This is a genomic window from Shewanella sp. N2AIL (assembly GCF_022690845.1).
Classification (GTDB): domain Bacteria; phylum Pseudomonadota; class Gammaproteobacteria; order Enterobacterales; family Shewanellaceae; genus Shewanella; species Shewanella baltica.
This window is the reverse complement of record NZ_JALBYT010000050.1, coordinates 1-19,827: the sequence shown is the minus strand read 5'-3', so window position 1 is coordinate 19,827 and position 19,827 is coordinate 1. Positions and strand designations below refer to the sequence as shown.

Sequence of the window (19,827 nt, the reverse complement as noted above, 5' to 3'; positions counted from 1 at the left end):
TTTTTTTAACTTTCACTAGTAAGAAAGTGGTTGCGGGAGCCGGATTTGAACCGACGACCTTCGGGTTATGAGCCCGACGAGCTACCATACTGCTCCATCCCGCGTCCGATTGTTGTGCTAGTTTTTTTACTTTCACTAGTAAGAAAGTGGTTGCGGGAGCCGGATTTGAACCGACGACCTTCGGGTTATGAGCCCGACGAGCTACCATGCTGCTCCATCCCGCGTCCGATATCTATCTGTTTTACTTTACTATTTTGCTTTAAATTGGTTGCGGGAGCAGGATTTGAACCTACGACCTTCGGGTTATGAGCCCGACGAGCTACCATGCTGCTCCATCCCGCGTCCGTCTTCAAAGCGGGGCAGACTATAACGGCAGTGCCCTTGCAATGCAAGGACGAAGATTGAAAAAGGTGGTGAACGCTTAAATATAAAGCGGGATGGGCGGCATTCATACGATTTACTTATAAGTTGGGGATTTTCCGTCGATTATCTTAGGCCAAGACAGTGACTAAATGGGGCTTTGGCTAATAACTGTTTATCTTTTATGTATCCGAGCAGGTATAATGTCGCTTTGATTTTGACTGCGTACTGATTATCCCATGCTTAATTTTTTTGCCGCCGCCCCTAAGGGCTTTGAATATAGCTTAGCCCAAGAGCTGACAGAATTTGGTGCGACTGAAGTAAAAGAGAGTGTTGCTGGTGTGTATTTCACGGCCTCCTTAGCTTTAGCGTATCGCATTACTTTATGGACACGCTTAGCCAGCCGCATTGTGTTGGTTATCTATAAAGGAAGCTGCGAGTCGGCAGAACAACTCTATAATGCAGCTTATTGTGTTGATTGGCCGGCACACTTTTCCAATAAAAGCACTTTTAGTATCGATTTCCATGGTACGGGTGGTTTTCTTAATAATACCCAGTTTGGCGCCTTGAAGATTAAGGATGCGATTGTCGATCGTTTCCGCGACGATGATATTGAGCGTCCGAATGTGTCTCGCGTTGATGCTGAGTTTAAAGTCGATGCGCATTTCCGTAATGGCGTGATCACGATTGCGATGAACTTCTCGGGTCCATCGCTTCATCAACGTGGCTATCGTTCGACCACAGGTGAAGCGCCATTGAAGGAAAACTTAGCCGCCAACATGCTCGTACGCAGTGGCTGGCAAGCGGCGCCTTCAACCTTGCTCGATCCTTTCTGTGGTAGCGGTACAGTGCTGATTGAAGCGGCGTTAATGGCGGCTGATATTGCCCCTGGTCTGCAACGTAGTCGTTTTGGTTTTGAACATTGGCGTCGCCATGATAAAGCCGTGTGGCAAGAAATCGTTGAAGAAGCGAAAGCGCGTGCTTCATTAGGCGTGAAACGTTGCGAGATTAAATTCTACGGTTCTGATATCGATTCGCGCTTAGTCGCGTTGGCGAAACGTAATGCCGAAAATGCCGGTGTACTGGAGTTAATCGAGTTTCAAGTTGCAGATGCTTTAACGATAACGCCGCCTGCGGAAAGTGGCTATTTGATCACTAACCCACCTTATGGTGAGCGTTTAGGCAATGTGTCTGAGTTATTGCAGCTTTACTATCAGCTGGGCGACAAGTTTAAGAAAGAGTTTGGCGGCTGGAAAGTGGCCATGCTGTGTAGTGATATCGAACTGGTGTCATCGCTAAAGCTTAAAGCCGATAAACAAATGAAGATGTTTAACGGCGCGCTTGAATGTGCTTTTAACATCTATACTTTACATGCCAACAGTACTCGCCGTGATACGCCAGTGCTACCAGATGGCGTCGACATTGCCGATATTGCCCCAGCTTTTGCTAACCGCATTAAGAAGAATGCCAAGTTATTAGAGAAATGGGCGAAGAAAGAAGGCATCGATAGCTATCGTATTTACGATGCCGACATTCCTGAATATAACGTCGCAGTCGATAAGTATCTAGATTACGTGATTATTCAAGAGTATATGGCGCCAGCGACCATACCTGAAGCCGTGACTAAACGTCGTTTAAGCGATGTGTTATTAGCCCTGCCATCGGCCATTGGCATCAATCCTAACAAGATGATCATGAAGACCCGTGAGCGTCAAAAGGGCACGAGTCAATATCAAAAGCTGGATGAGCGCAAGTTAGAGCTTATCACTACCGAATATGGCGCTAAGTTCAAGTTGAACTTAACCGGTTATTTGGATACAGGTTTGTTCCTCGATCACAGATTGACACGTCGTTTAGTCGGTCAAAAATCTAAAGGTCGCCGCGTACTGAACTTGTTCTCTTACACAGGTTCTGCTTCTGTGCATGCAGCGCTTGGTGGTGCTAAGTCGGTGACGACGGTAGATATGTCCAATACCTATATCGCTTGGGCGAAAGACAACTTTGCGCTCAATGGCTTGCAAGGTAAGCAGTATGAGTTTGTTCAATCTGACTGCATGCAGTGGATTAGAGATTGTAACGAACAGTACGATCTGATCTTTATCGATCCGCCGACCTTCTCAAACTCTAAGCGCATGGAAGATTCGTTTGATGTGCAACGGGATCATGTGAATTTACTGTCATCCTTAGTGAAACTGCTCAGCCCAACGGGCGAGCTAGTGTTCTCTAACAATAAACGTAAGTTTAAGATGGACATAGAGACGCTGACAAAGATGAACATTAATGTGACAAACATTGATGACGTGACTTTGCCTATGGACTACAAACGTAATCCACATATCCATAATACTTGGCTTATCACCCATGCCTGAGTTGACTCAAGCAGAGCGGGATAACAGGACTTATCTGCTATATCACACCGAGGGCTGCCATCTGTGTGAACTGGCCGCGGCGTTACTGGCCGCGGCCGACATTGGCTATCGAGCCATAGATATATGTGACGATGAATACCTCGCGCAGCGTTATGGCGTATCGATCCCAGTGCTTAAAGCCTGGGATGATAGAGAATTACATTGGCCATTTAACGCAACGCAATTACAAGAGTTTACAGGAGCTTAGTTTGAGTCTGGTTCGTATCAATAGTGGCTCTTTAGCCTATGGTTACACTCCGTTGTTACAAAAAGCGGATTTTACTATTCAACGCGGCGAGCGCGTGTGTATTGTTGGCCGTAACGGTGCCGGCAAGTCGAGTTTACTAAAAGTGTTATCCGGCGATGTGCTGCTGGATGAAGGCGAGTTCAACATTGCTGGTAATGTGAGTGTTAGTCGTTTACAGCAAGATCCGCCAAAAGCTGAGCAAGGAACGGTATACGCGTATATCGCGGCAGGATTAAAGGAAGTGGGTGAGGCGCTTGAGCGTTATCATCAACTGTCCCATGATGTCGCCCATGCCGATCCAGAACAAATGGATCGTATGTTAAATGAGATGCAAGGTCTGCAAGAAACCTTAGATCACTATAATGGTTGGCAGCTCGATTCTCGCATTCAACAAAACTGCGAGTTGTTAGGCCTCGACCCTGACAAATCGTTGAGCGAGCTATCCGGTGGTTGGCAGCGTAAAGTGGCGTTAGCCAGAGCACTGGTCAGCGAGCCAGATCTGTTGTTACTTGATGAGCCTACCAACCATTTAGACATAGACACGATTGAATGGCTTGAAAAGTTTTTACTTGATTATCAAGGTGCTATCGTCTTTATCAGTCACGATAGGGGCTTTATTGCCCGTATGGCGACGCGGATTGTCGATTTAGACCGTGGTGTTGTGACCTCATGGCCGGGCAACTATCAAATGTATCTTGATGGTAAGCAAGAATGGCTACGGGTTGAAGCTGAGAAAAATGCCTTGTTTGACAAGCGTCTCGCCGATGAAGAAGTGTGGATCCGTCAAGGCGTTAAAGCCAGACGTACCCGTAACGAAGGTCGTGTGCGTGCACTTAAAGCGCTGCGTGATGAGCGCAGTGAGCGTTTGAATCGTCAAGGCAACGCTAAGATGGCGGTATCGGATACCGAACGTTCTGGTAAGTTAGTATTTGATGTTCAAGATCTTAACTTCAATCTGCCCGATAAAAATTTGGTTAAGAACTTTAATACCACAGTGATCCGCGGTGACCGCATTGCGCTGATTGGCCCGAACGGCTGTGGTAAATCAACCTTGATCAAGCTGTTAATCGAAAAGCTGCAACCGCAATCTGGCGAAATTAAAGTCGGCACTAAGCTCGAAATTGCTTATTTCGACCAATATCGTGAAGCCTTAGATCCTGAGCAAACGGTTGAAGATAACGTTGGCGAAGGTAAAAAGACCATCACAATTAATGGTCAAGACCGCCACATATTAAGTTATTTGCAAGACTTCTTGTTCTCACCTATGCGCGCCAGAACACCAGTGAAAGCGCTGTCGGGTGGTGAGAAGAACCGTCTGTTGCTTGCTAAGCTATTAATTCGCCCCGCAAACTTAATCATACTCGACGAACCGACCAACGATCTTGATATTGAGACCTTAGAATTGTTAGAGTCGTTGCTCACTGAATACCAAGGTACGTTGTTGCTAGTGAGCCATGACAGGGCATTTATCGACAATACTGTGACCAGTAGCTGGTGGTATGCGGGTAATGGCCATTGGAGCGAGTATGTTGGTGGTTATCAAGATGCCGTGAACCAAGGGGCAAAGTTTTATTCTGAGGAACCTAGTTCACAAAAGGTGGTCGAAGCTCCTGCGGTTGAAACTAAACCCGTTGAAGTTAAAACAGCAGAACCTGTGAAAGCGGTAAAAAAACTGTCGTATAAGCTACAGCGTGAGTTAGAGTCACTACCTAATGTGATGGAGCAATTGGAGGCAGAAATTCTCGCATTGCAGACCACTATTGGACATTCAGACTTTTATAGTCAGGCGCAGGATAAAGTCAATCAGGTATTGAGTCAGTTGGCTGATAAAGAAAAGCAATTGGAAGTTTGCTTCGAGCGTTGGGAAGAGCTTGAGTCACTGAAGTAAACCAATAATAAAAATGGGAATAGAATTAATGAAGTCAAAGTTGGATAAAGCCCTTTCCTTGGTTGCCTTAGGTGTCCTTGGTGTATTAAACAGTGCCCATGCTGCACCTGTCTACGAAATCGTTAACATCGATAAGGTTGTTGAAGTTGATGCCGACGGTAAGTTTAAGGTTACAAAGTTTGACCTTAAGGGGAAGCTTGATGGCACTCGTAGCGGCTATGCCTTAGGTGTGAATGCCAATGACGAATTAGTCGGTATTTCCAAGGGCAAGAAAAAGCTCAGCAGTTCAGATGTTGAAGGCGGCGTCATTGATGTTGCTGATGGTATCGCGCCAGAAGAAACCATTACGTATTCGATAGATAAAGCCATCATTGCTAATAACTTTGCCTTTGTTGCTAAGGAAAATGACGATACATCTAAACCTTGGTTACCCACTTTTGACAGCATTAATGGCACTACACCGCCAAGAGATACGGCTGTGATTAATTCAGTTGATACCTTTTATTACGGTATTAATGATGCAGGTATTAAAGTTGGCAGTATGACTGCGCCTGAAAATAAAACAGAGAACACTGCAACTACTGATGTTACCGATGATTACTGGTATTACCGCGACTATGAGTTCCGCGGTGTGGTAAAAAATGGCGACACTCAAATTGATTTACCACCGCCATATCATACATTTGCCAATCCTGATACCACTAACGCCATAAAAGAGGTTAAGTTAGGTGGATGGTCTGCAGCAACAGCCATTAATAACAATAATTTAGTAGCGGGTTATGCCAGTACTGATATCAGTAAATATGGTAGTGATAGAGTTAATTATTGTTTAGGTACGGATAATACTTTGCCGTTAGATGTTTGCGTACAACGTGAGCAATACCCCAATAGTACTGGTACACGTAATATTCAGTATCAGACTCGTGCCTATGTATGGCAAATCGACAACGATGTTGCTACAGGCACTGAGCTACCTCTGGGGCTAACGCCTGCGACTGACAATACCTTGACCTTTACCGCTCAAGCACTGGGTTTGAATGATAATGGCGTCGTTGTGGGTCGTTCACATGTTTATCGTGGTGGTAATAGCAAAGCTTTAGCCCAAGATGCAGCTTATTGGGCTAAAGATAATGAAGGTAAATACCAATACCACTGGATCCCTATGGGAGATTCGGTTTCAAGCTCTATCGCCTATGACATCAATGCCAGTGGTATAGTTGTTGGTAGTTATCGCAGCTATATCCAAGGCTATTTACGCGATAAGTTCTTTTATTTCGATACGAATCAAGCTGATGCAACAGTAGTGACCCCGAATGATTTTGCTGCTTCTACAACGGATCTTTCGAGTAAACCTAAGAGTATCAATAATAAAGGCCAAGTTGTTGGTTATATTGAAACGACTTATGACAAAGAAAAACCACGTCCTAAAGCGGGTTTTTTATATGAGAAAACAACCGGTGAGTTTAACAATCTTAATAAGTTGCTGACCTGTGAGTCTAAGGGATATGGAAAAGCTAGCGATGGTAGCTGGGCACGTCATCAAGTCGAAGTGCGTGACGGTTCGGGTAAAACCTTCACGTATAATGCCGATATTATCGTGGTCGAAGGGACGAGTATTAATGAAGAGGGCACTATTGTAGGGACAGCATACATTCGTAAGCCTTCCTTACAACTTGATAGTGCTGGTAATATTATTGTTGGCGAAAATGGTGAAGCGTTATTTGAGCTTAATGGTAATGGTGATCCAGTGACAGCTTTTGTCCCGGGTATGGTCGTACTAAAGCCTGCTAGCAGTGGAGAGGCTTGCACCGTTGAGGACAATACCGATACGGGTAATTATGAGCGTCAAGGTGCTGCAACCTTAGCTTGGTTATTTGCTTTACCATTAGTGTGGTTCCGTCGTCGAATTCGATAAGTTTTAAGCTTCAATTCAGACTAAAAAAATCGAGGCTAAATGCCTCGATTTTTTTCGCTAGGATCTCAATAGTTTAATAAATAGTCAGTATAATAGCCGATTTTTTGATTGATCTTGGCGTCAAAAAGCACTATTTCTATGGGTGAAGCTTTTGCTTCTATTTTATGTAGAACAGAGGACGCTTGCATGAAAAGACAAAAACGAGATCGTTTAGACAGAGCTTTTTCAAAAGGATTCCAAGCTGGTGTGGGTGGGCGCTCTAAGGAGCTCTGTCCTTATGCAAATCTTGATTCGCGATCGCAGTGGTTAGGCGGTTGGCGTGAAGGTGTGGATGGCCGAGTTAATGGGCTATTTAATAAATAATTGAGTTTTAACTCATTAATTAAATAGTCCAGAACAAGCAAAGTAATGCAGCATATTGCCCTCAGATGAGGGCATTTTTATATCTGCAGTACTTATAGCTTCAGTGTCTTGGCGTCAGACGGATTAGAATGTTGAGGTATCGCTAAAGACACCGACTTTAAGATCGGTTGCACTGTAGATTTGACGGCCATCCACTTCAAGAATTGCATCTGCAATACCCATCACCAGTTTACGGTGAATGGTACGCTTGATATTGAGCTTGTAAGTGACTTTCTTCGCGCCTGGTAATACTTGGCCGGTAAACTTCACTTCACCTACACCCAGTGCACGTCCTTTACCTTCAGCGCCTTCCCAGCCTAAATAGAAGCCCACGAGTTGCCACATGGCATCTAGGCCTAAACAGCCTGGCATTACCGGATCGGTAATGAAGTGGCAGTCAAAAAACCATAAGTCTGGATTAATATCGAGTTCAGCGACAATTTCACCTTTGCCAAACTCGCCGCCATTATCATTGATAGTGACGATTCTATCCATCATCAGCATGTTATCGACAGGCAGACGAGGTGAATTTGGACCAAATAATTTCCCATGGCCACAGGCGATGAGTTCTTCTTTATTGAAACTGTTTGCTTTATTCATTGTTTTACTACTCCAGCAATAAGAGCCGCCAAGGTTAGCGAACACGTGTAAGCTAAACAACTCCGATCAGCTAATTAGCGGCGAAAAAATCCCAATTTTGCGAGTAATCTCGTGATTAGGCCGATTTCCTCCTCCCCATTTCCCGCGAGCTTGTCTAATCGTTCCTGCACGAGACCATATAGTGAATCATGTGGGAAATCATTATCTTCATCGGCAACACCCGCTGGCATTTGCATTAATAGCTCAACCGCTTGGTCCATATGCTCAATGGCATAGATGTGAAACAGGCCTTTGCCTACAGCTGTAATCACTTTGGGATTGAGATTAAGCTGTAATACGTTTGACTTCGGCATAATAACGCCTTGTTCTCCCGTAAGTCCGCGGCGTTCACACAGATTAAAAAAGCCTTCAATCTTCTCGTTGATGCCGCCAATCGCTTGCACATTACCAAATTGATCCAATGCGCCGGTAATCGCCAGTGATTGAATAATGGGTTGTTCGGCAATCGCTGACATCAAACAGCAGTACTCTGCGAGTGATGCACTATCGCCATCAATTTCTTGATAAGACTGTTCGAAAACGATATTGGCATTCAGGTGTAATGGCGCATCTCGTCCAAAGATACGGTACAAACAGGCTGAAAGGATCATCATGCCTTTGGCATGTATATTCCCGCCAAGTTCAGATTTTCTTTCAATATCGGCTACTTCACCATCACCGTAGTGAACAGATGCCGTGATACGCGCAGGTTCACCATAGCTATAATCGATAGCATCAATCACAGTTAAGCCATTGATCTGGCCAACCATAGCACCCGAAGTTGGCAGATTTATGAAATTGTCATCGAAGCTCTGGCCCGAATATTCTTCCGAACTGTTATGACGATAGTTGGCTTGGGTTAACGCGTGCTCAATACTGCTTGCATTGATGCTCGGTTTACCACGATAGGCTTTAGCTTGCATCATGAGCTGGGCGAACTCGAGCATAGATAAACTGAGGCGACGCTGATGTTCGGTTAACCGTGCACTATAGCGAAAGAGTGGCGCTAAGCTTGATTGTTCAAGGGTGACATCCACACTTTGGGCAACTGCTTGCAGCCATGCGACGTATTGTGACTCTTTATAACGGACCAAGTCGATTTCACTGGCAAGTTCCGCTAATAGGGTAAAATGACGTTGAAATTGCCAATCTTCAGTTCTGACTTGGCTATAAATCATCCCAGCACCAACCAGGACTATCTTACAGTTCAATGGAATAGGACTTAAGTTATTGCTAATTTGATACTCTTTATGGGTGAGGATTTGCATCACTAACTCCCATAAACCTTCACGTTTCCACAGTGACTCGGCGCAAATAAACACATAATGGCATTGGGCTAGGGCACCAGCTTGATACTGACTCGTTGTCCCTGTTTGCGCCATACGGCCAATTAAATCTGCGCGGCGAATATTGCCACTGAGGTAGCGATAGTGAGTTGTTTTTTCGGCAATACTTCCTTGATTTTCCTGCGGCTTATCGGACTGCCACTGAAATGTTACCGCCTTATCAATCGTACGTGTCGCCACTAAATACGCAGGGGACAAAGGTGCAAGGCTATCGATACAGGCTTTGATCATTAACTGGCGGTCAATGCTCGGGAAATCGGCCAGATACAAGTGTTGATCGACAATAGCTTGGTGGAGTTTAAACGCGTCCACAGTGCGCTCTTGCCCTAAGAGCAATGCGCTTAGATTGGCAGCCGTTTCGGAAAGGGTTGGCAGGCTAAATTCAGGTGCGAGTGAAGACGTGGGTATCAAGAGTGAATTCATATAAGCATTTACCGTGAAAAGTTACAGTGATTTTACCATACCAAGACGACAAGTCTCTCACTGTATAGGTGTTTTTACGTCTGTTTGCCCGATTATTCGTTGAAACTAGCGATGTATTTGCCGTAAAAAACATCTTGGTGAACATAAGTTGAGCATTTGGCTCAATAATTAAAAATTGAGGTTTACAAGCTAGCGGTATGCTTATATTATTTTCGGCGTTCGGAGGGGTGGCAGAGTGGTTTAATGCACCGGTCTTGAAAACCGGCGTGGGTTTATAGCCCACCCAGGGTTCAAATCCCTGCTCCTCCGCCATATTTAGTCAAAATGCCGCTAAGCAATTAGCGGCATTTTGCATTTATACAGTTTGAACCCTTGGGTTCCTGATTTTAAGCGCAGCTCCTGCGCCATATTTTACGAGAAAGGCCATCAGCAATGATGGCCTTTTTTGTTTGTATGATTTGAACCAAGGTTCCTCATTCTAAGCTCAGCTCCTCCCTCATATTTAGTCAAAATGCCGCTAAGCAATTAGCGGCATTTTGTATTTATACAGTTTGAACCCTTGGGTTCCTGATTTTAAGCTCAGCTCCTCCGTCATATTTAGTCAAAAGGCAGCTAAGCAATTAGCGGCATTTTGCATTTATACAGTTTGAACCCTTGGGTTCCTGATTTGAAGCGCAGCTCCTGCGCCATATTCACGATAAAGGCCATCAGCAATGATGGCATTTTGGGTTTGTATAATTTGAACCAAAGTTGCTTATTCTAAGTTCTGCTTCAGGAAGGAGAGATGGTCTTTTATGTCTGCTCTTCTTGTTTATGGTCTACACTCAAATCCGTGGCCAACTTAATGGTTTTTATGGCCTTTAAAATTTGCACTAGGATGGTGCGACGTATGATTCTCGACAATCTTGGGTCATACGGCCGAGCAATTCTCCCATCTGGGTGACTTATTTTAAGTAGAGAAAGCTATGTGGTTACCAACACGTATTTCGCAGCGCCTCACTATGGGCAGCATAGTACTGCTTTTACTGACCGGACTCGCCGTTTTTGGTGTGATGTCACTGAGGGGGCAACCTAGAGTAGTGGCGGCGAGTCAGGAGCTAATTGAGCAAACCGGTAGCAGTATCGTGAGGCAACTCGCACTTAAGCTTGCCAGCATTGAGGGTATTACTTTAAGCCTTGCACGCCTTGCAGAAGTGCTACCCCACGAGCAAGCTCTTTATCTTAATTCCTTACCTAATCTAATTGATAACAATGGCGATCTCACTATTGCAGGCGGTGGGATCTGGCCAGAGCCAGATAAATTTGTCGCTGGAAGCACCCGCCACAGTTTTTTCTGGGCCCGTGGTAGCGATAATTTGCTGGCTTATTCAGATGACTATAATGCGCAATCTGGCCCTGGCTATCACAATGATCCTTGGTATACAGGGGCACGCACCAGTTCTGTATCCCAGTGCCTATGGTCTGAAGCCTATCAGGATACCGTGACGAAAGTGGCGATGGTGACATGCAGTGTGCCATATCGTCTGACGGGGACATTTGCCGGGGTCGCAACAATAGATTTAAAACTTGATGATTTAGCTAAATTTCTAACAGAACATGGCAATGTAACTGACGGCTATGCTTTTGCTTTAGATCAAGCGGGTAATATCTTGCATTTTCCTGAAGCGAATAAGTCCGACACTATGCTGCGCTTTACCGATCTCGTCGGGCAGTTACCTTGGCTTGCCCCCGTTGAAGCAGCACTTAAGCAAACCTCAATCAATAATGTTATTTCTGTGAGTTTAGATAAGGATGGAAGACTCAATCAGGCGAGCGAGGTAAGCCTTTTTGTGATGCCTGATACCGGATGGGTGATTGGTCTTGTGACGCCAAAGACCCGAGTTACAGGGCTTGCCCGTGAGCTGACCTTTGATATTTTGTTGTTTTTATTACCCTTGCTCGCCATTTTACTTTATTTGGCGTGGTTGTCGGGTAAAAAACTGTTGGCGCAACTTGAAGAAACCACAGATCAAATTGCTTCCCTTGGGAGCGGTAATTTGGGTGCCAATGTCGAACTGCAAATTCAGCGGGATGATGAAATTGGCGCTTTGCGTCGAGCAGTAAATACCTATGCGGGTACACTGAGGGCAATGTTAGATTTGATCACCCAAGAGGCGAAGAAAGTTCAGTTTGAGGCAACGCAATTAAGTGGTCTTAGCCATAGGTTAGCCCAACGTGCAGAACAGCAGCGTCTTGAGAGTGCGCAACTCGCCGCGGCGATAACACAAATGTCGTCAAGCGCGATGGAAGTGGCGAATAACACTAACGATTGTGCTGCAACGGCGCAATCCTCTTTAATTGTGGTGCGGGAAGGGCAAACCCGAGTGTCATCCAGCAATGCCTCGATTGAGGCATTAGCGGGGGAGATCGCCAATGCGACCAAGGTGATATCCCAGTTGGCTCAAGATAGCCAGAAAGTGGGCGCCGTATTGGATGTGATCAAGGCGATTTCAGAGCAAACTAATCTGTTAGCGTTAAATGCGGCAATAGAAGCGGCAAGGGCGGGGGAACAGGGTCGCGGCTTTGCGGTTGTTGCCGATGAAGTGCGAACTCTTGCTGGTCGTACTCAAGATTCCGCCAATGAAATCAGTACCATGATTAATGCTTTGCAATCGGCTTCGCGGCTTGCGGTACAAGCGATGCAAACGGGCGAGTCCCGCACTGTCCACGCAGTTGCTGAGGCTGAGGGAGCGGCCAGTTCTCTATCGAGTACTGTACAAAGTTTCGATGATATTTCGCAGCGAGCCCAGCAAATTGCTTTAGCTGCTCAGCAACAAAGCCAAGTGACTCAGGAGATCAATGAGTTGGCGGTGAGGATTAATAGCATTAGTGAAGATAACTCACTCGATGCGACCGCACTCGATGCGTTAAGCCTTGAAATGCAGAAACTATCCGACCGTTTAATCAATATTAATCGAGCTTAAGCCTAATATCCTGATAAAAAGTTATGTAGTGGATCGCCTTGTTAGTGGCGCTTTAACTGACCGGAAATTCAAAGCATAAGTCGAATTATGCGATTTTTTAAGCAAATTGGATGTAGATTGACCATGTGGATTGCTATTTTAAATTAAGAGTTTACAGCGGAGTAGGAGATAGCTATTATCTCGCTCGTTCGGAGGGGTGGCAGAGTGGTTTAATGCACCGGTCTTGAAAACCGGCGTGGGTTTATAGCCCACCCAGGGTTCAAATCCCTGCTCCTCCGCCATATTTTACGAGAAAGGCCATCAGCAATGATGGCCTTTTTTGTTTGTGCTGTCCCGTCCTGAAATACGTTGACATAAAGAGGACTTCTTTATGACAACATCAATTAACTCAAGCCGTAAGCGCACACAACGAGATTACACCTTAGCCTTTAAATTAGGCGTTGTAGAGCGTGTTGAAAAAGGCGAAATGACGTACAAACAAGCCCAAGCCCGTTTTGGCATTCAAGGCCGTTCAACGGTACTCGTTTGGCTTAGAAAACATGGTAGACTCGATTGGTCGAAACCTTTTCAGCATCCCCTTATGCCTAAGTCAAAAGAAACCCCTGCCGAAACGATCAAGCGCCTTGAACGTGAGTTAGCAGAAGAGAAACTGCGTAACAAAATCCTCAATGGCATGGTTGATATCATGGACAATGAATATGGAGCAGGCCTCAGAAAAAAGTACTTATCCGGTACGTCTGGCAAGCAAAAGGCAACGGAGAAATAAACCTCGCAGCCGCATGTCGTGCTGCGGGTATGTCGAGGCAAGGTATCTACCAGGCAGTTGCTCGAATGGAAAGTCGTAGAGCTGAGCTATCGGTCATCAAAGACTGGGTTCAGTACTGGCGTAAATATATGCCAAGGTTAGGGGCCCGTAAGCTCTACACGTTGATAAAATCCAAGCTGGTTGAGCACGATATTAAACTTGGGCGAGATGGGTTCTTTACCTATTTGAGAAGTGAAGGTTTACTGGTTAAACCGAAGAAAAGCTACACAAAAACCACGTTCAGCAAACACTGGATGAAGAAGCATCCTAATCTGCTGAAAGAGGAAGGACTGCATGATGCAGGGCATGTACTGGTCAGCGATATCACCTATCTTGAGTCAGACCAAGGAGTGCACTACCTGTCACTGGTCACCGATGCCAGTTCTCGTAAGATAGTCGGTCATCACGTGAGTAAAGACATGAAAGCGGAGAGTGTGGTGAAAGCGTTAAAAATGGCCATAAAAGATAAACGCTATATCGGCAACGCAGTGCATCACTCAGACAGAGGCTTACAATACTGCTCAGCAGTTTATCAGAATGCGCTTCAGGCGAGCCAAATCCAGCCGTCAATGACGGATGGTTATGATTGCTACCAAAATGCATTAGCAGAAAGAGTGAATGGCATACTGAAGCAGGAGTTTTTACTGCACCGATGTAGGACATTTGCGGAGCTGAAGATACTTGTTAGAGAATCGATAGCAATATACAACGATATGAGACCGCATCTGAGTTTGAATATGGCAACCCCTAATCAGGTGCACAATAGAAAAGGCCAGCTACTGGAGCTGGCCTAAAAACTGTCAACCTATCTTAGGACGGGACATGGCTTTTAAACCCGCCTGACGATTACCGTATTAGCGTACCTAAGTAACGTTCGCGAGTAACGACAGCAATATCACTGCAGAGTTTCGCAGGAATTAATTCCACGCGGTATTAGGACGCAGCCATAAATGCACTGTCACTTCATCACGATCGTGATAAAGATGCTTACACTGCACTTTAAAATCGGTCACGCCATTCTCTTTAAGAATGGTCTGCATGGTCTCAAGAATGGCAGTAACTTCTTTATAGCGGCTCTTCATCGGTAATTTAAGGTTGAAAATCGCTTCCTTAAACCAACCGTTAATCGCCCAAGCTTCAATCAGTTCGGCAACGCGCGCTGGTTTCTCAACCATGTCGCACACTAGCCAATAGATATTTTTGCGCTGTGGCTCGAAACGGAAACCGTCTTCACGGTAATGTTTCACTTGGCCCGTTTCCATGAGTTTCTCATCCATGGGACCATTATCAACAGCCGAGACAAACATGCCGCGACGCACCAGTTGATAAGTCCAGCCACCTGGGCAAGCGCCCAAATCCACTGAGTTCATACCACTGCGAATACGCTCTTCTTGCTCTTCCTTAGGCACGAATTGGCCAAAGGCTTCATCGAGTTTCAGGCTAGAACGACTCGGAGCATCCGCCGCCATTTTCAGACGTGGAATACCCATAAAGTGTGGCGAGCTGTTATTGCTGTAGGAATAACCCACATAGGCACGGCCGGGTCCGATAAAACACACGTGGATAATCGGACGTTTTGGATTTTCCTGCGCGAGCAAACTGCCGGATTTTTTCAAATGCTGGCGTAAAGGCACAGTGAACTTACGGCAAAAAGCCGAGAGCTCTTTCGCTTCGTTAGTATCTGGCGTTTCAACCCGAACTTCGCCCGCTTTGCTGACGTCACTGAGTGCCGCCACGATTGGGCTAATTCTGTCGTTTTCAGGCAAGTCGACTAATAAGTCGCTGGCAGCAAACATCTGGCGAGCGAAAATGAGCGAATCTAAAGGCAGTTGTTTTACTAACGTATCTGCGGCGTCATCTTCAAAACATTGGTACACGACATAGGCGTCGTTATTGTTGGCCTTAACAAAGCCACCCACATTGAGCTCACCGGCTCGCTGTTGGATTTCTGCAGCGCATTCTTTTTCAAAGCCTGCGCGGCAAAATAAAAATAGGTTTTTCATGGGGATCCCTGAGAAATCCAAGCCAAAGCATTGGCTGACTATCGATTTGGGCGTCAGTATACCAATTTCAATCCATAAATGCCCTATTTGCCTAGTGCGGAACATTGAATTGCGATTGGAGAAATAAAAAAGGCTTAGGTGCGCCCTAAGCCTGTTAACTCACACTTAACGTTCGAGATTAAGACTCGTGACCGTCAATCACTTTATGGCGCCATACCGCAGCGGCAAATAATAACCAGCCAAGTAAGAAACACCCACCGCCCATCGGCGTAACAGGGCCAAGCCACTTAGTGCCGAACAATGCCAGCCCGTATAACGAGCCAGAAAACAACACTATGCCTGCAATAAACAAATAGGCCGACCAGTCCAATAAACGTGAGGTTAACCATTGGCCCGAAAAGGCAACCATGATTAAGGCGAAGGTATGGTAGAAATGGTATTGCACCCCAAGATTAAACACGTCAATCAAATCCGGTGGTGCGACGGCTTTTAAACCATGGGCACCAAAAGCCCCTAAGGCGACGGCTAAAAATCCGCTCACGGCGGCGAGTAACAATAGACCTTTACGCATTTAACTCTCCTGCTGGAATGGGCTTAACTCATTCAACATTCATCACTCAACATTAAGCTAACCAATAAAATCGCTAGATAAATCAATGGCACGTGCAAGGTTAGCCGCTTCAGTGGTGCCTGACGACTTTCTTGGGACAAAACTATGATCGCCGTCGGTTATCCAAGCCAATCCTATCTCTGCCTTCAAGGGCCAATTTGGGATCTGCTCTTTGCCACCAAACTTATCCCGCTCGCCCTGTACGACTAATACTGGGACTTGGCATTCATTCAAAGGTTCCAATCTAGGCTCACCGCCTTTAAGTGGCACAAAGGGATAACCTAAACAAATCACTCTATCGATGCGCGAAGCTAGCGCGGGATCGCAGGCTAATAACGCTGCCATACGCCCGCCCATAGATTTGCCCATCAGTACGACGCGCTCGACCTTAGGTTGTGAATGGGCGATATCGAGCATTTGTGTAAAACACGCGAGCAATTTAGGCGCGCGGTCCGGTGGACGTCGTTTACCATCGACGGCATTGGCCTGCATATAGGGAAAATTAAAGCGCATCACTTGGCAGCCCTTAGCCACTAGCCCCACCGACATGGCCTTCATAAACTCAGAGTCCATATTAGCGCCCGCGCCGTGGGCCAGTAAAACCACAGTGCTCGCAGGCTCACCCTCTAACACAAAACTTGGCTTATCCGGGCAACAACTCACTACGCGACTCCTCAGCAAACATATCTAACATCCATTCGCGAAACGCGACGACCTTACCAAGTTCAGCGTGATTCTGCTGGCAAACCAAGTAGTAAGCATCTTTACTGACCAAGACTTCTTGGAATGGGCACACGAGACGCCCCGCTTTTATATCGGGACGCGCCAGTACGCTGTAACCTAAAGCCACGCCTTGACCATGGGCCGCCGCCTGCAATACCAAGGACGAATGACTGAAGATGGGGCCTTGGTTCACATTAATATCGTTAATCCCACATTGTCTAAACCACGCCTGCCAATCGTGACGATTCATATCATGTAATAGCGTGTGATATTTTAAATCGCTCGGTTTTGACAGTGGCTTAGGGCCATTGAGTAACATGGGCGAACACACAGGAATGAGCACTTCGTTTCTGAGCTTATCGGCACGCAAGCCAGGCCAATTGCCTAAACCATAATAAATCGCCACATCCACATCATCGGTTAGTGAGCTGGCTTCGGTATCGACAGCTTTAATACGCACGTCGATATCGGGGTTTTTCTCACTGAACTTTGCCAAACGCGGCACTAACCATTGAATCGCAAAACTGGGTGACATACTAACCGTCAGCGAGCCAATCGCACTGCGGGCAAGTAAACGGTCGGTAGCATCGGCGAGTTGAATAAAGATGTCTTTGATGTCGAGAAAGTAGCTCTGCCCTTCTTCAGTTAAAAGCAAAGAACGGTTTTTTCGGCGAAATAATTTTAATCCGAGGAAATCTTCTAATGCCTTTATTTGATGGCTCACCGCAGCTTGCGTAACAAACAATTCTTCTGCTGCCCGCGTAAAGCTCAAATGCCGCGCGGCTGCCTCAAATGCTTTAACCGCATTAAGCGGTGGTAATCGTCTGGACATAGTGATCTCAGTCTCGTTTTTTAATTAGTTTTTCTAATCCGTATTGTTACATTTAATCGTTTGTAAAGGCCAGTGATTTTGGTTAAATTTTGCGCCATTGAAACAGCGGTATCCACGAAACACTTATATCTATGAAACACCCTAGTTGGACAATCTCAAAGTTGGTGATGGGAATGTCTGACAGCATTAATTTGTCAGCCCGGAGGCGACTATGTTTAATTTAAAATCAGCGTTTGCGTTAGCGATAATTTCAGCACTCAGCTTAAATGCCAGTGCTAATGTACTCGTTGACGAAATCGTCATCGATACTAGCGACTTACAAGCCAGTATCACTGCAGATTTAACCGCTGCAATGAATAAAATGCACCAAGAAGTGCTGCAAGAAGCCACGCTATTGATTGCCACAGATGATGTCGCATCAAATCAGCAGGTCGTTAAGCCTAATAGCTTATAAGACAACACCAATTCAGGTTTTCAACCCAAGACCTAACAAAAAGCCGCATTAATATGCGGCTTTTTTGTATCCTAGACCTATGGCACTTCCCACTGACAAGACGTGTCAGTGGGCAAGTTTGCCTGGATTTATGGGCGATACACTTTGACGTTCGTATAGCCTTGCTCGATTAAATACAATGCCTGCAATTTACTCATCACCCCACGCTCACAATACAGCAAATAAGTCTTTTGCTTATCGAGATCGGCAAATTGAGTCGCTAACTTGAAGAATGGGATACGTTTGATCTCAATACCTTCAATGTGCAGCGGTTTGCTTTCCTCTTCTTCTGGGGCGCGAATATCAATGACCACTTGGTTGCTATCGATACTGGCAACCGTTTCAGTCTCAGTAATCCGAGTATCCATTTGTTCTGCGATCTCCCTGATATCAATAGTGACAGACTGGGCGATGATTTGATCAATCAAATCTTCAGAGAACTTCTTCTCTTCCGCTTCAACTTTCGCTAATACCGCTTTAACCGTTGGCTTTTGCGAAATCACGCCGCAATATTCAGGCATAGACTTGGCAAAATCTTCGGTACCGATTTTACGACTCTCGTTGATAATGTCTTGTTTATCCATGGCGATCAGCGGACGTAAAATCAGCAGCTCAGTACAGCGGTCAATCACGTTTAAATTGGTCAGCGTTTGGCTAGATACTTGACCTAAACTTTCACCGGTTACCAAGGCTTGAATGCCCATACGTTCTGCAATGCGCGCCGCAGTGCGCATCATCATACGCTTGAGCACTACGCCCATTTGGCCATTATCAATACGCTCTAAAATCTCAGCAACCACAGGCTCAAAAGGCACAGAGATAAACTTCACCTTGTGGGATTCGCCGTAGGTTTTCCACAAATGGTAGGCCACTTGTTTAACGCCAATTTCGTGCTGCGCGCCGCCCAGATTAAAGAAGCAATAATGGGTACGCGCGCCCTTTTTGATAAACTGATAGCTTGACACACCTGAGTCAAAACCACCTGAAATCAAAGACAACACATCTTCCTGCGTCGCCATCGGGAAGCCACCTAAGCCTTCAATACGCTTAGTGACCATGTAAAGATTATCGCGGTCAATTTCAAGGTTAACAGTAATATCGGGATTCTTTAAACGTACGCCTAAAGCATCGGTAAACTGATTTAAGCCGCCGCCGACGTAACGCTCCACTTCGATAGAATTAAAATCGTGATCGCCTGAGCGCTTAACTCGCACGCAAAAGGTTTTACCCGCGAGTTGGTCACGGTAAACAGGCAAGACTTGCTGATAAATATCATCTACAGATTCAAAGCTGTACTCGTCCACTTGTACTACGTGGGCAATACCAGGAATACACGCCAAACGCTCACCGAAGGCTTGGGCCAATTCTGGCTTATCCTTTGGTACCATCACCATAATGCGGTCCCACTGACGTTGAACTTTAGCGTCTTCGTCGACTTTTTTGAGCACATTACGTATGTTGGTTTCAAGCATTTTGGTGAAGCGCATACGTACAGGCTTGCTCTTCATCATGATTTCTGGGTACAGCTTTACAATAAACTTCATGGGATTTCCGCGGGCAATTTTAAAACAGCAAAATTGGTTAAAAGAATAATCGGGGGATTATATACCCAAGCGACCTAAAAAGGGAAAAGTCTGCATTAGTCTGTCCCGTCCTAAGATAGGTTGACAGTTTTTAGGCCAGCTCCTGTAGCTGGCCTTTTCTATTGTGCACCTGATTAGGGGTTGCCATATTCAAACTCAGATGCGGTCTCATTTCGTTGTATATTGC

At 45.7% G+C, this 19,827-nt stretch carries 15 protein-coding genes and 5 tRNA genes; 10 read left to right on the top strand and 10 right to left on the bottom strand.

Features of this window, described 5'->3' with window-relative positions; translation table 11 throughout:
* Nucleotides 1-27 precede the first annotated feature (27 nt).
* The 3 genes from MO387_RS20035 to MO387_RS20025 all read right to left on the bottom strand — a co-directional run bounded on the left by MO387_RS20035 (nucleotide 28) and on the right by MO387_RS20025 (nucleotide 342).
* Nucleotides 28-104, bottom strand: a tRNA-Met gene (locus tag MO387_RS20035).
* Nucleotides 105-147: 43 nt separating this feature from the next.
* Nucleotides 148-224 (bottom strand) — tRNA-Met (locus MO387_RS20030).
* Nucleotides 225-265: 41 nt separating this feature from the next.
* Nucleotides 266-342: transfer RNA gene (locus MO387_RS20025), tRNA-Met, on the bottom strand.
* 257 nt (nucleotides 343-599) lie between these two features.
* Between MO387_RS20025 and rlmKL the strand changes: the two genes are divergently transcribed.
* From rlmKL to rmf, 5 genes are all read left to right on the top strand, one after another.
* The gene (rlmKL, locus tag MO387_RS20020; RefSeq protein ID WP_107947994.1) at nucleotides 600-2,729 is read left to right on the top strand and encodes a bifunctional 23S rRNA (guanine(2069)-N(7))-methyltransferase RlmK/23S rRNA (guanine(2445)-N(2))-methyltransferase RlmL; all 2,130 of its coding nucleotides are present in this window, start codon (nucleotides 600-602) and stop codon (nucleotides 2,727-2,729) included.
* Nucleotides 2,722-2,976: a glutaredoxin family protein gene (locus MO387_RS20015; protein WP_107947992.1), complete on the top strand. Its 255-nt coding sequence runs from the start codon at nucleotides 2,722-2,724 to the stop codon at nucleotides 2,974-2,976. The genes rlmKL and MO387_RS20015 overlap by 8 nt, the downstream gene beginning before the upstream one ends.
* A 1-nt stretch (nucleotide 2,977) precedes the next feature.
* Nucleotides 2,978-4,903 carry an ABC transporter ATP-binding protein gene (locus MO387_RS20010; protein ID WP_107947989.1) on the top strand — a complete coding sequence of 642 codons (1,926 nt, stop codon included), beginning with the start codon at nucleotides 2,978-2,980 and terminating at the stop codon, nucleotides 4,901-4,903.
* A gap of 28 nt (nucleotides 4,904-4,931) precedes the next feature.
* Nucleotides 4,932-6,818 carry a DUF3466 family protein gene (locus MO387_RS20005; protein WP_107947987.1) on the top strand — a complete coding sequence of 629 codons (1,887 nt, stop codon included), beginning with the start codon at nucleotides 4,932-4,934 and terminating at the stop codon, nucleotides 6,816-6,818.
* Between the two features lie 186 nt (nucleotides 6,819-7,004).
* The gene (gene rmf, locus MO387_RS20000; protein WP_006082074.1) at nucleotides 7,005-7,181 is read left to right on the top strand and encodes a ribosome modulation factor; all 177 of its coding nucleotides are present in this window, start codon (nucleotides 7,005-7,007) and stop codon (nucleotides 7,179-7,181) included.
* A gap of 123 nt (nucleotides 7,182-7,304) precedes the next feature.
* Here rmf and fabA read toward each other — a convergent pair whose 3' ends face one another.
* Nucleotides 7,305-7,820 (bottom strand): bifunctional 3-hydroxydecanoyl-ACP dehydratase/trans-2-decenoyl-ACP isomerase, encoded by a 516-nt coding sequence (fabA, locus tag MO387_RS19995; protein ID WP_006082073.1) that lies wholly within the window; start codon nucleotides 7,818-7,820, stop codon nucleotides 7,305-7,307.
* Between the two features lie 74 nt (nucleotides 7,821-7,894).
* Complete coding sequence (locus tag MO387_RS19990) at nucleotides 7,895-9,628, bottom strand: AAA family ATPase (RefSeq protein WP_107947985.1); 1,734 nt, start codon at nucleotides 9,626-9,628, stop codon at nucleotides 7,895-7,897.
* A 221-nt stretch (nucleotides 9,629-9,849) separates the two neighbouring features.
* Here MO387_RS19990 and MO387_RS19985 point away from each other — a divergent pair.
* From MO387_RS19985 to MO387_RS19970, 4 genes are all read left to right on the top strand, one after another.
* Nucleotides 9,850-9,940, top strand: a tRNA-Ser gene (locus MO387_RS19985).
* A 653-nt stretch (nucleotides 9,941-10,593) separates the two neighbouring features.
* Nucleotides 10,594-12,591, top strand: a complete 1,998-nt coding sequence (locus MO387_RS19980) for a methyl-accepting chemotaxis protein (RefSeq protein ID WP_107947983.1) — start codon at nucleotides 10,594-10,596, stop codon at nucleotides 12,589-12,591.
* A gap of 190 nt (nucleotides 12,592-12,781) precedes the next feature.
* Nucleotides 12,782-12,872: transfer RNA gene (locus tag MO387_RS19975), tRNA-Ser, on the top strand.
* An 89-nt stretch (nucleotides 12,873-12,961) separates the two neighbouring features.
* Nucleotides 12,962-14,190 (top strand): IS3-like element ISShes2 family transposase gene (locus MO387_RS19970; protein ID WP_107947981.1). Its coding sequence is split into 2 segments (ribosomal slippage): nucleotides 12,962-13,313 and nucleotides 13,313-14,190, totalling 1,230 coding nucleotides; the frame shifts between segments, so codons are not numbered across the junction.
* A gap of 123 nt (nucleotides 14,191-14,313) precedes the next feature.
* Here MO387_RS19970 and rlmM read toward each other — a convergent pair.
* From rlmM to MO387_RS19950, 4 genes are all read right to left on the bottom strand, one after another.
* Nucleotides 14,314-15,399, bottom strand: a complete 1,086-nt coding sequence (gene rlmM / locus MO387_RS19965; protein ID WP_011846285.1) for a 23S rRNA (cytidine(2498)-2'-O)-methyltransferase RlmM — start codon at nucleotides 15,397-15,399, stop codon at nucleotides 14,314-14,316.
* Nucleotides 15,400-15,577: 178 nt separating this feature from the next.
* A complete protein-coding gene (locus MO387_RS19960) occupies nucleotides 15,578-15,970 on the bottom strand; it encodes a DUF423 domain-containing protein (RefSeq protein WP_006080891.1) in 393 nt (130 codons plus the stop codon).
* 57 nt (nucleotides 15,971-16,027) lie between these two features.
* Complete coding sequence (locus tag MO387_RS19955) at nucleotides 16,028-16,672, bottom strand: alpha/beta family hydrolase (protein ID WP_107948515.1); 645 nt, start codon at nucleotides 16,670-16,672, stop codon at nucleotides 16,028-16,030.
* Entirely contained in the window at nucleotides 16,653-17,564 is a 912-nt protein-coding gene (locus tag MO387_RS19950) for a transcriptional regulator GcvA (RefSeq protein WP_006080889.1), read from the bottom strand. Before MO387_RS19950 ends, MO387_RS19955 begins: the two co-directional genes overlap by 20 nt.
* A 211-nt stretch (nucleotides 17,565-17,775) precedes the next feature.
* Here MO387_RS19950 and MO387_RS19945 point away from each other — a divergent pair, with 211 nt between their 5' ends.
* On the top strand, nucleotides 17,776-18,018 hold the full coding sequence (locus MO387_RS19945; RefSeq protein ID WP_106651132.1) for a hypothetical protein: 243 nt from the start codon (nucleotides 17,776-17,778) through the stop codon (nucleotides 18,016-18,018).
* A gap of 128 nt (nucleotides 18,019-18,146) precedes the next feature.
* Here the strand turns inward: MO387_RS19945 and thiI are convergent, their stop codons facing one another.
* Nucleotides 18,147-19,601, bottom strand: a complete 1,455-nt coding sequence (gene thiI, locus MO387_RS19940) for a tRNA uracil 4-sulfurtransferase ThiI (RefSeq protein ID WP_106651133.1) — start codon at nucleotides 19,599-19,601, stop codon at nucleotides 18,147-18,149.
* Between the last annotated feature and the right edge of the window lie 226 nt (nucleotides 19,602-19,827).

Excerpts from the sequence above, each read along its gene's own strand:
- fabA (WP_006082073.1), bottom strand. The coding sequence starts at position 7,820 with ATGAATAAAGCAAACAGTTTCAATAAAGAAGAACTCATCGCCTGTGGC.
- rlmM (WP_011846285.1), bottom strand. The coding sequence starts at position 15,399 with ATGAAAAACCTATTTTTATTTTGCCGCGCAGGCTTTGAAAAAGAATGC.
- MO387_RS20005 (WP_107947987.1), top strand. The coding sequence starts at position 4,932 with ATGAAGTCAAAGTTGGATAAAGCCCTTTCCTTGGTTGCCTTAGGTGTC.
- MO387_RS19990 (WP_107947985.1), bottom strand. The coding sequence starts at position 9,628 with ATGAATTCACTCTTGATACCCACGTCTTCACTCGCACCTGAATTTAGC.
- rmf (WP_006082074.1), top strand. The coding sequence starts at position 7,005 with ATGAAAAGACAAAAACGAGATCGTTTAGACAGAGCTTTTTCAAAAGGA.
- MO387_RS20015 (WP_107947992.1), top strand. The coding sequence starts at position 2,722 with ATGCCTGAGTTGACTCAAGCAGAGCGGGATAACAGGACTTATCTGCTA.
- thiI (WP_106651133.1), bottom strand. The coding sequence starts at position 19,601 with ATGAAGTTTATTGTAAAGCTGTACCCAGAAATCATGATGAAGAGCAAG.
- MO387_RS19950 (WP_006080889.1), bottom strand. The coding sequence starts at position 17,564 with ATGTCCAGACGATTACCACCGCTTAATGCGGTTAAAGCATTTGAGGCA.
- MO387_RS19945 (WP_106651132.1), top strand. The coding sequence starts at position 17,776 with ATGTTTAATTTAAAATCAGCGTTTGCGTTAGCGATAATTTCAGCACTC.
- MO387_RS19980 (WP_107947983.1), top strand. The coding sequence starts at position 10,594 with ATGTGGTTACCAACACGTATTTCGCAGCGCCTCACTATGGGCAGCATA.
- MO387_RS19960 (WP_006080891.1), bottom strand. The coding sequence starts at position 15,970 with ATGCGTAAAGGTCTATTGTTACTCGCCGCCGTGAGCGGATTTTTAGCC.
- rlmKL (WP_107947994.1), top strand. The coding sequence starts at position 600 with ATGCTTAATTTTTTTGCCGCCGCCCCTAAGGGCTTTGAATATAGCTTA.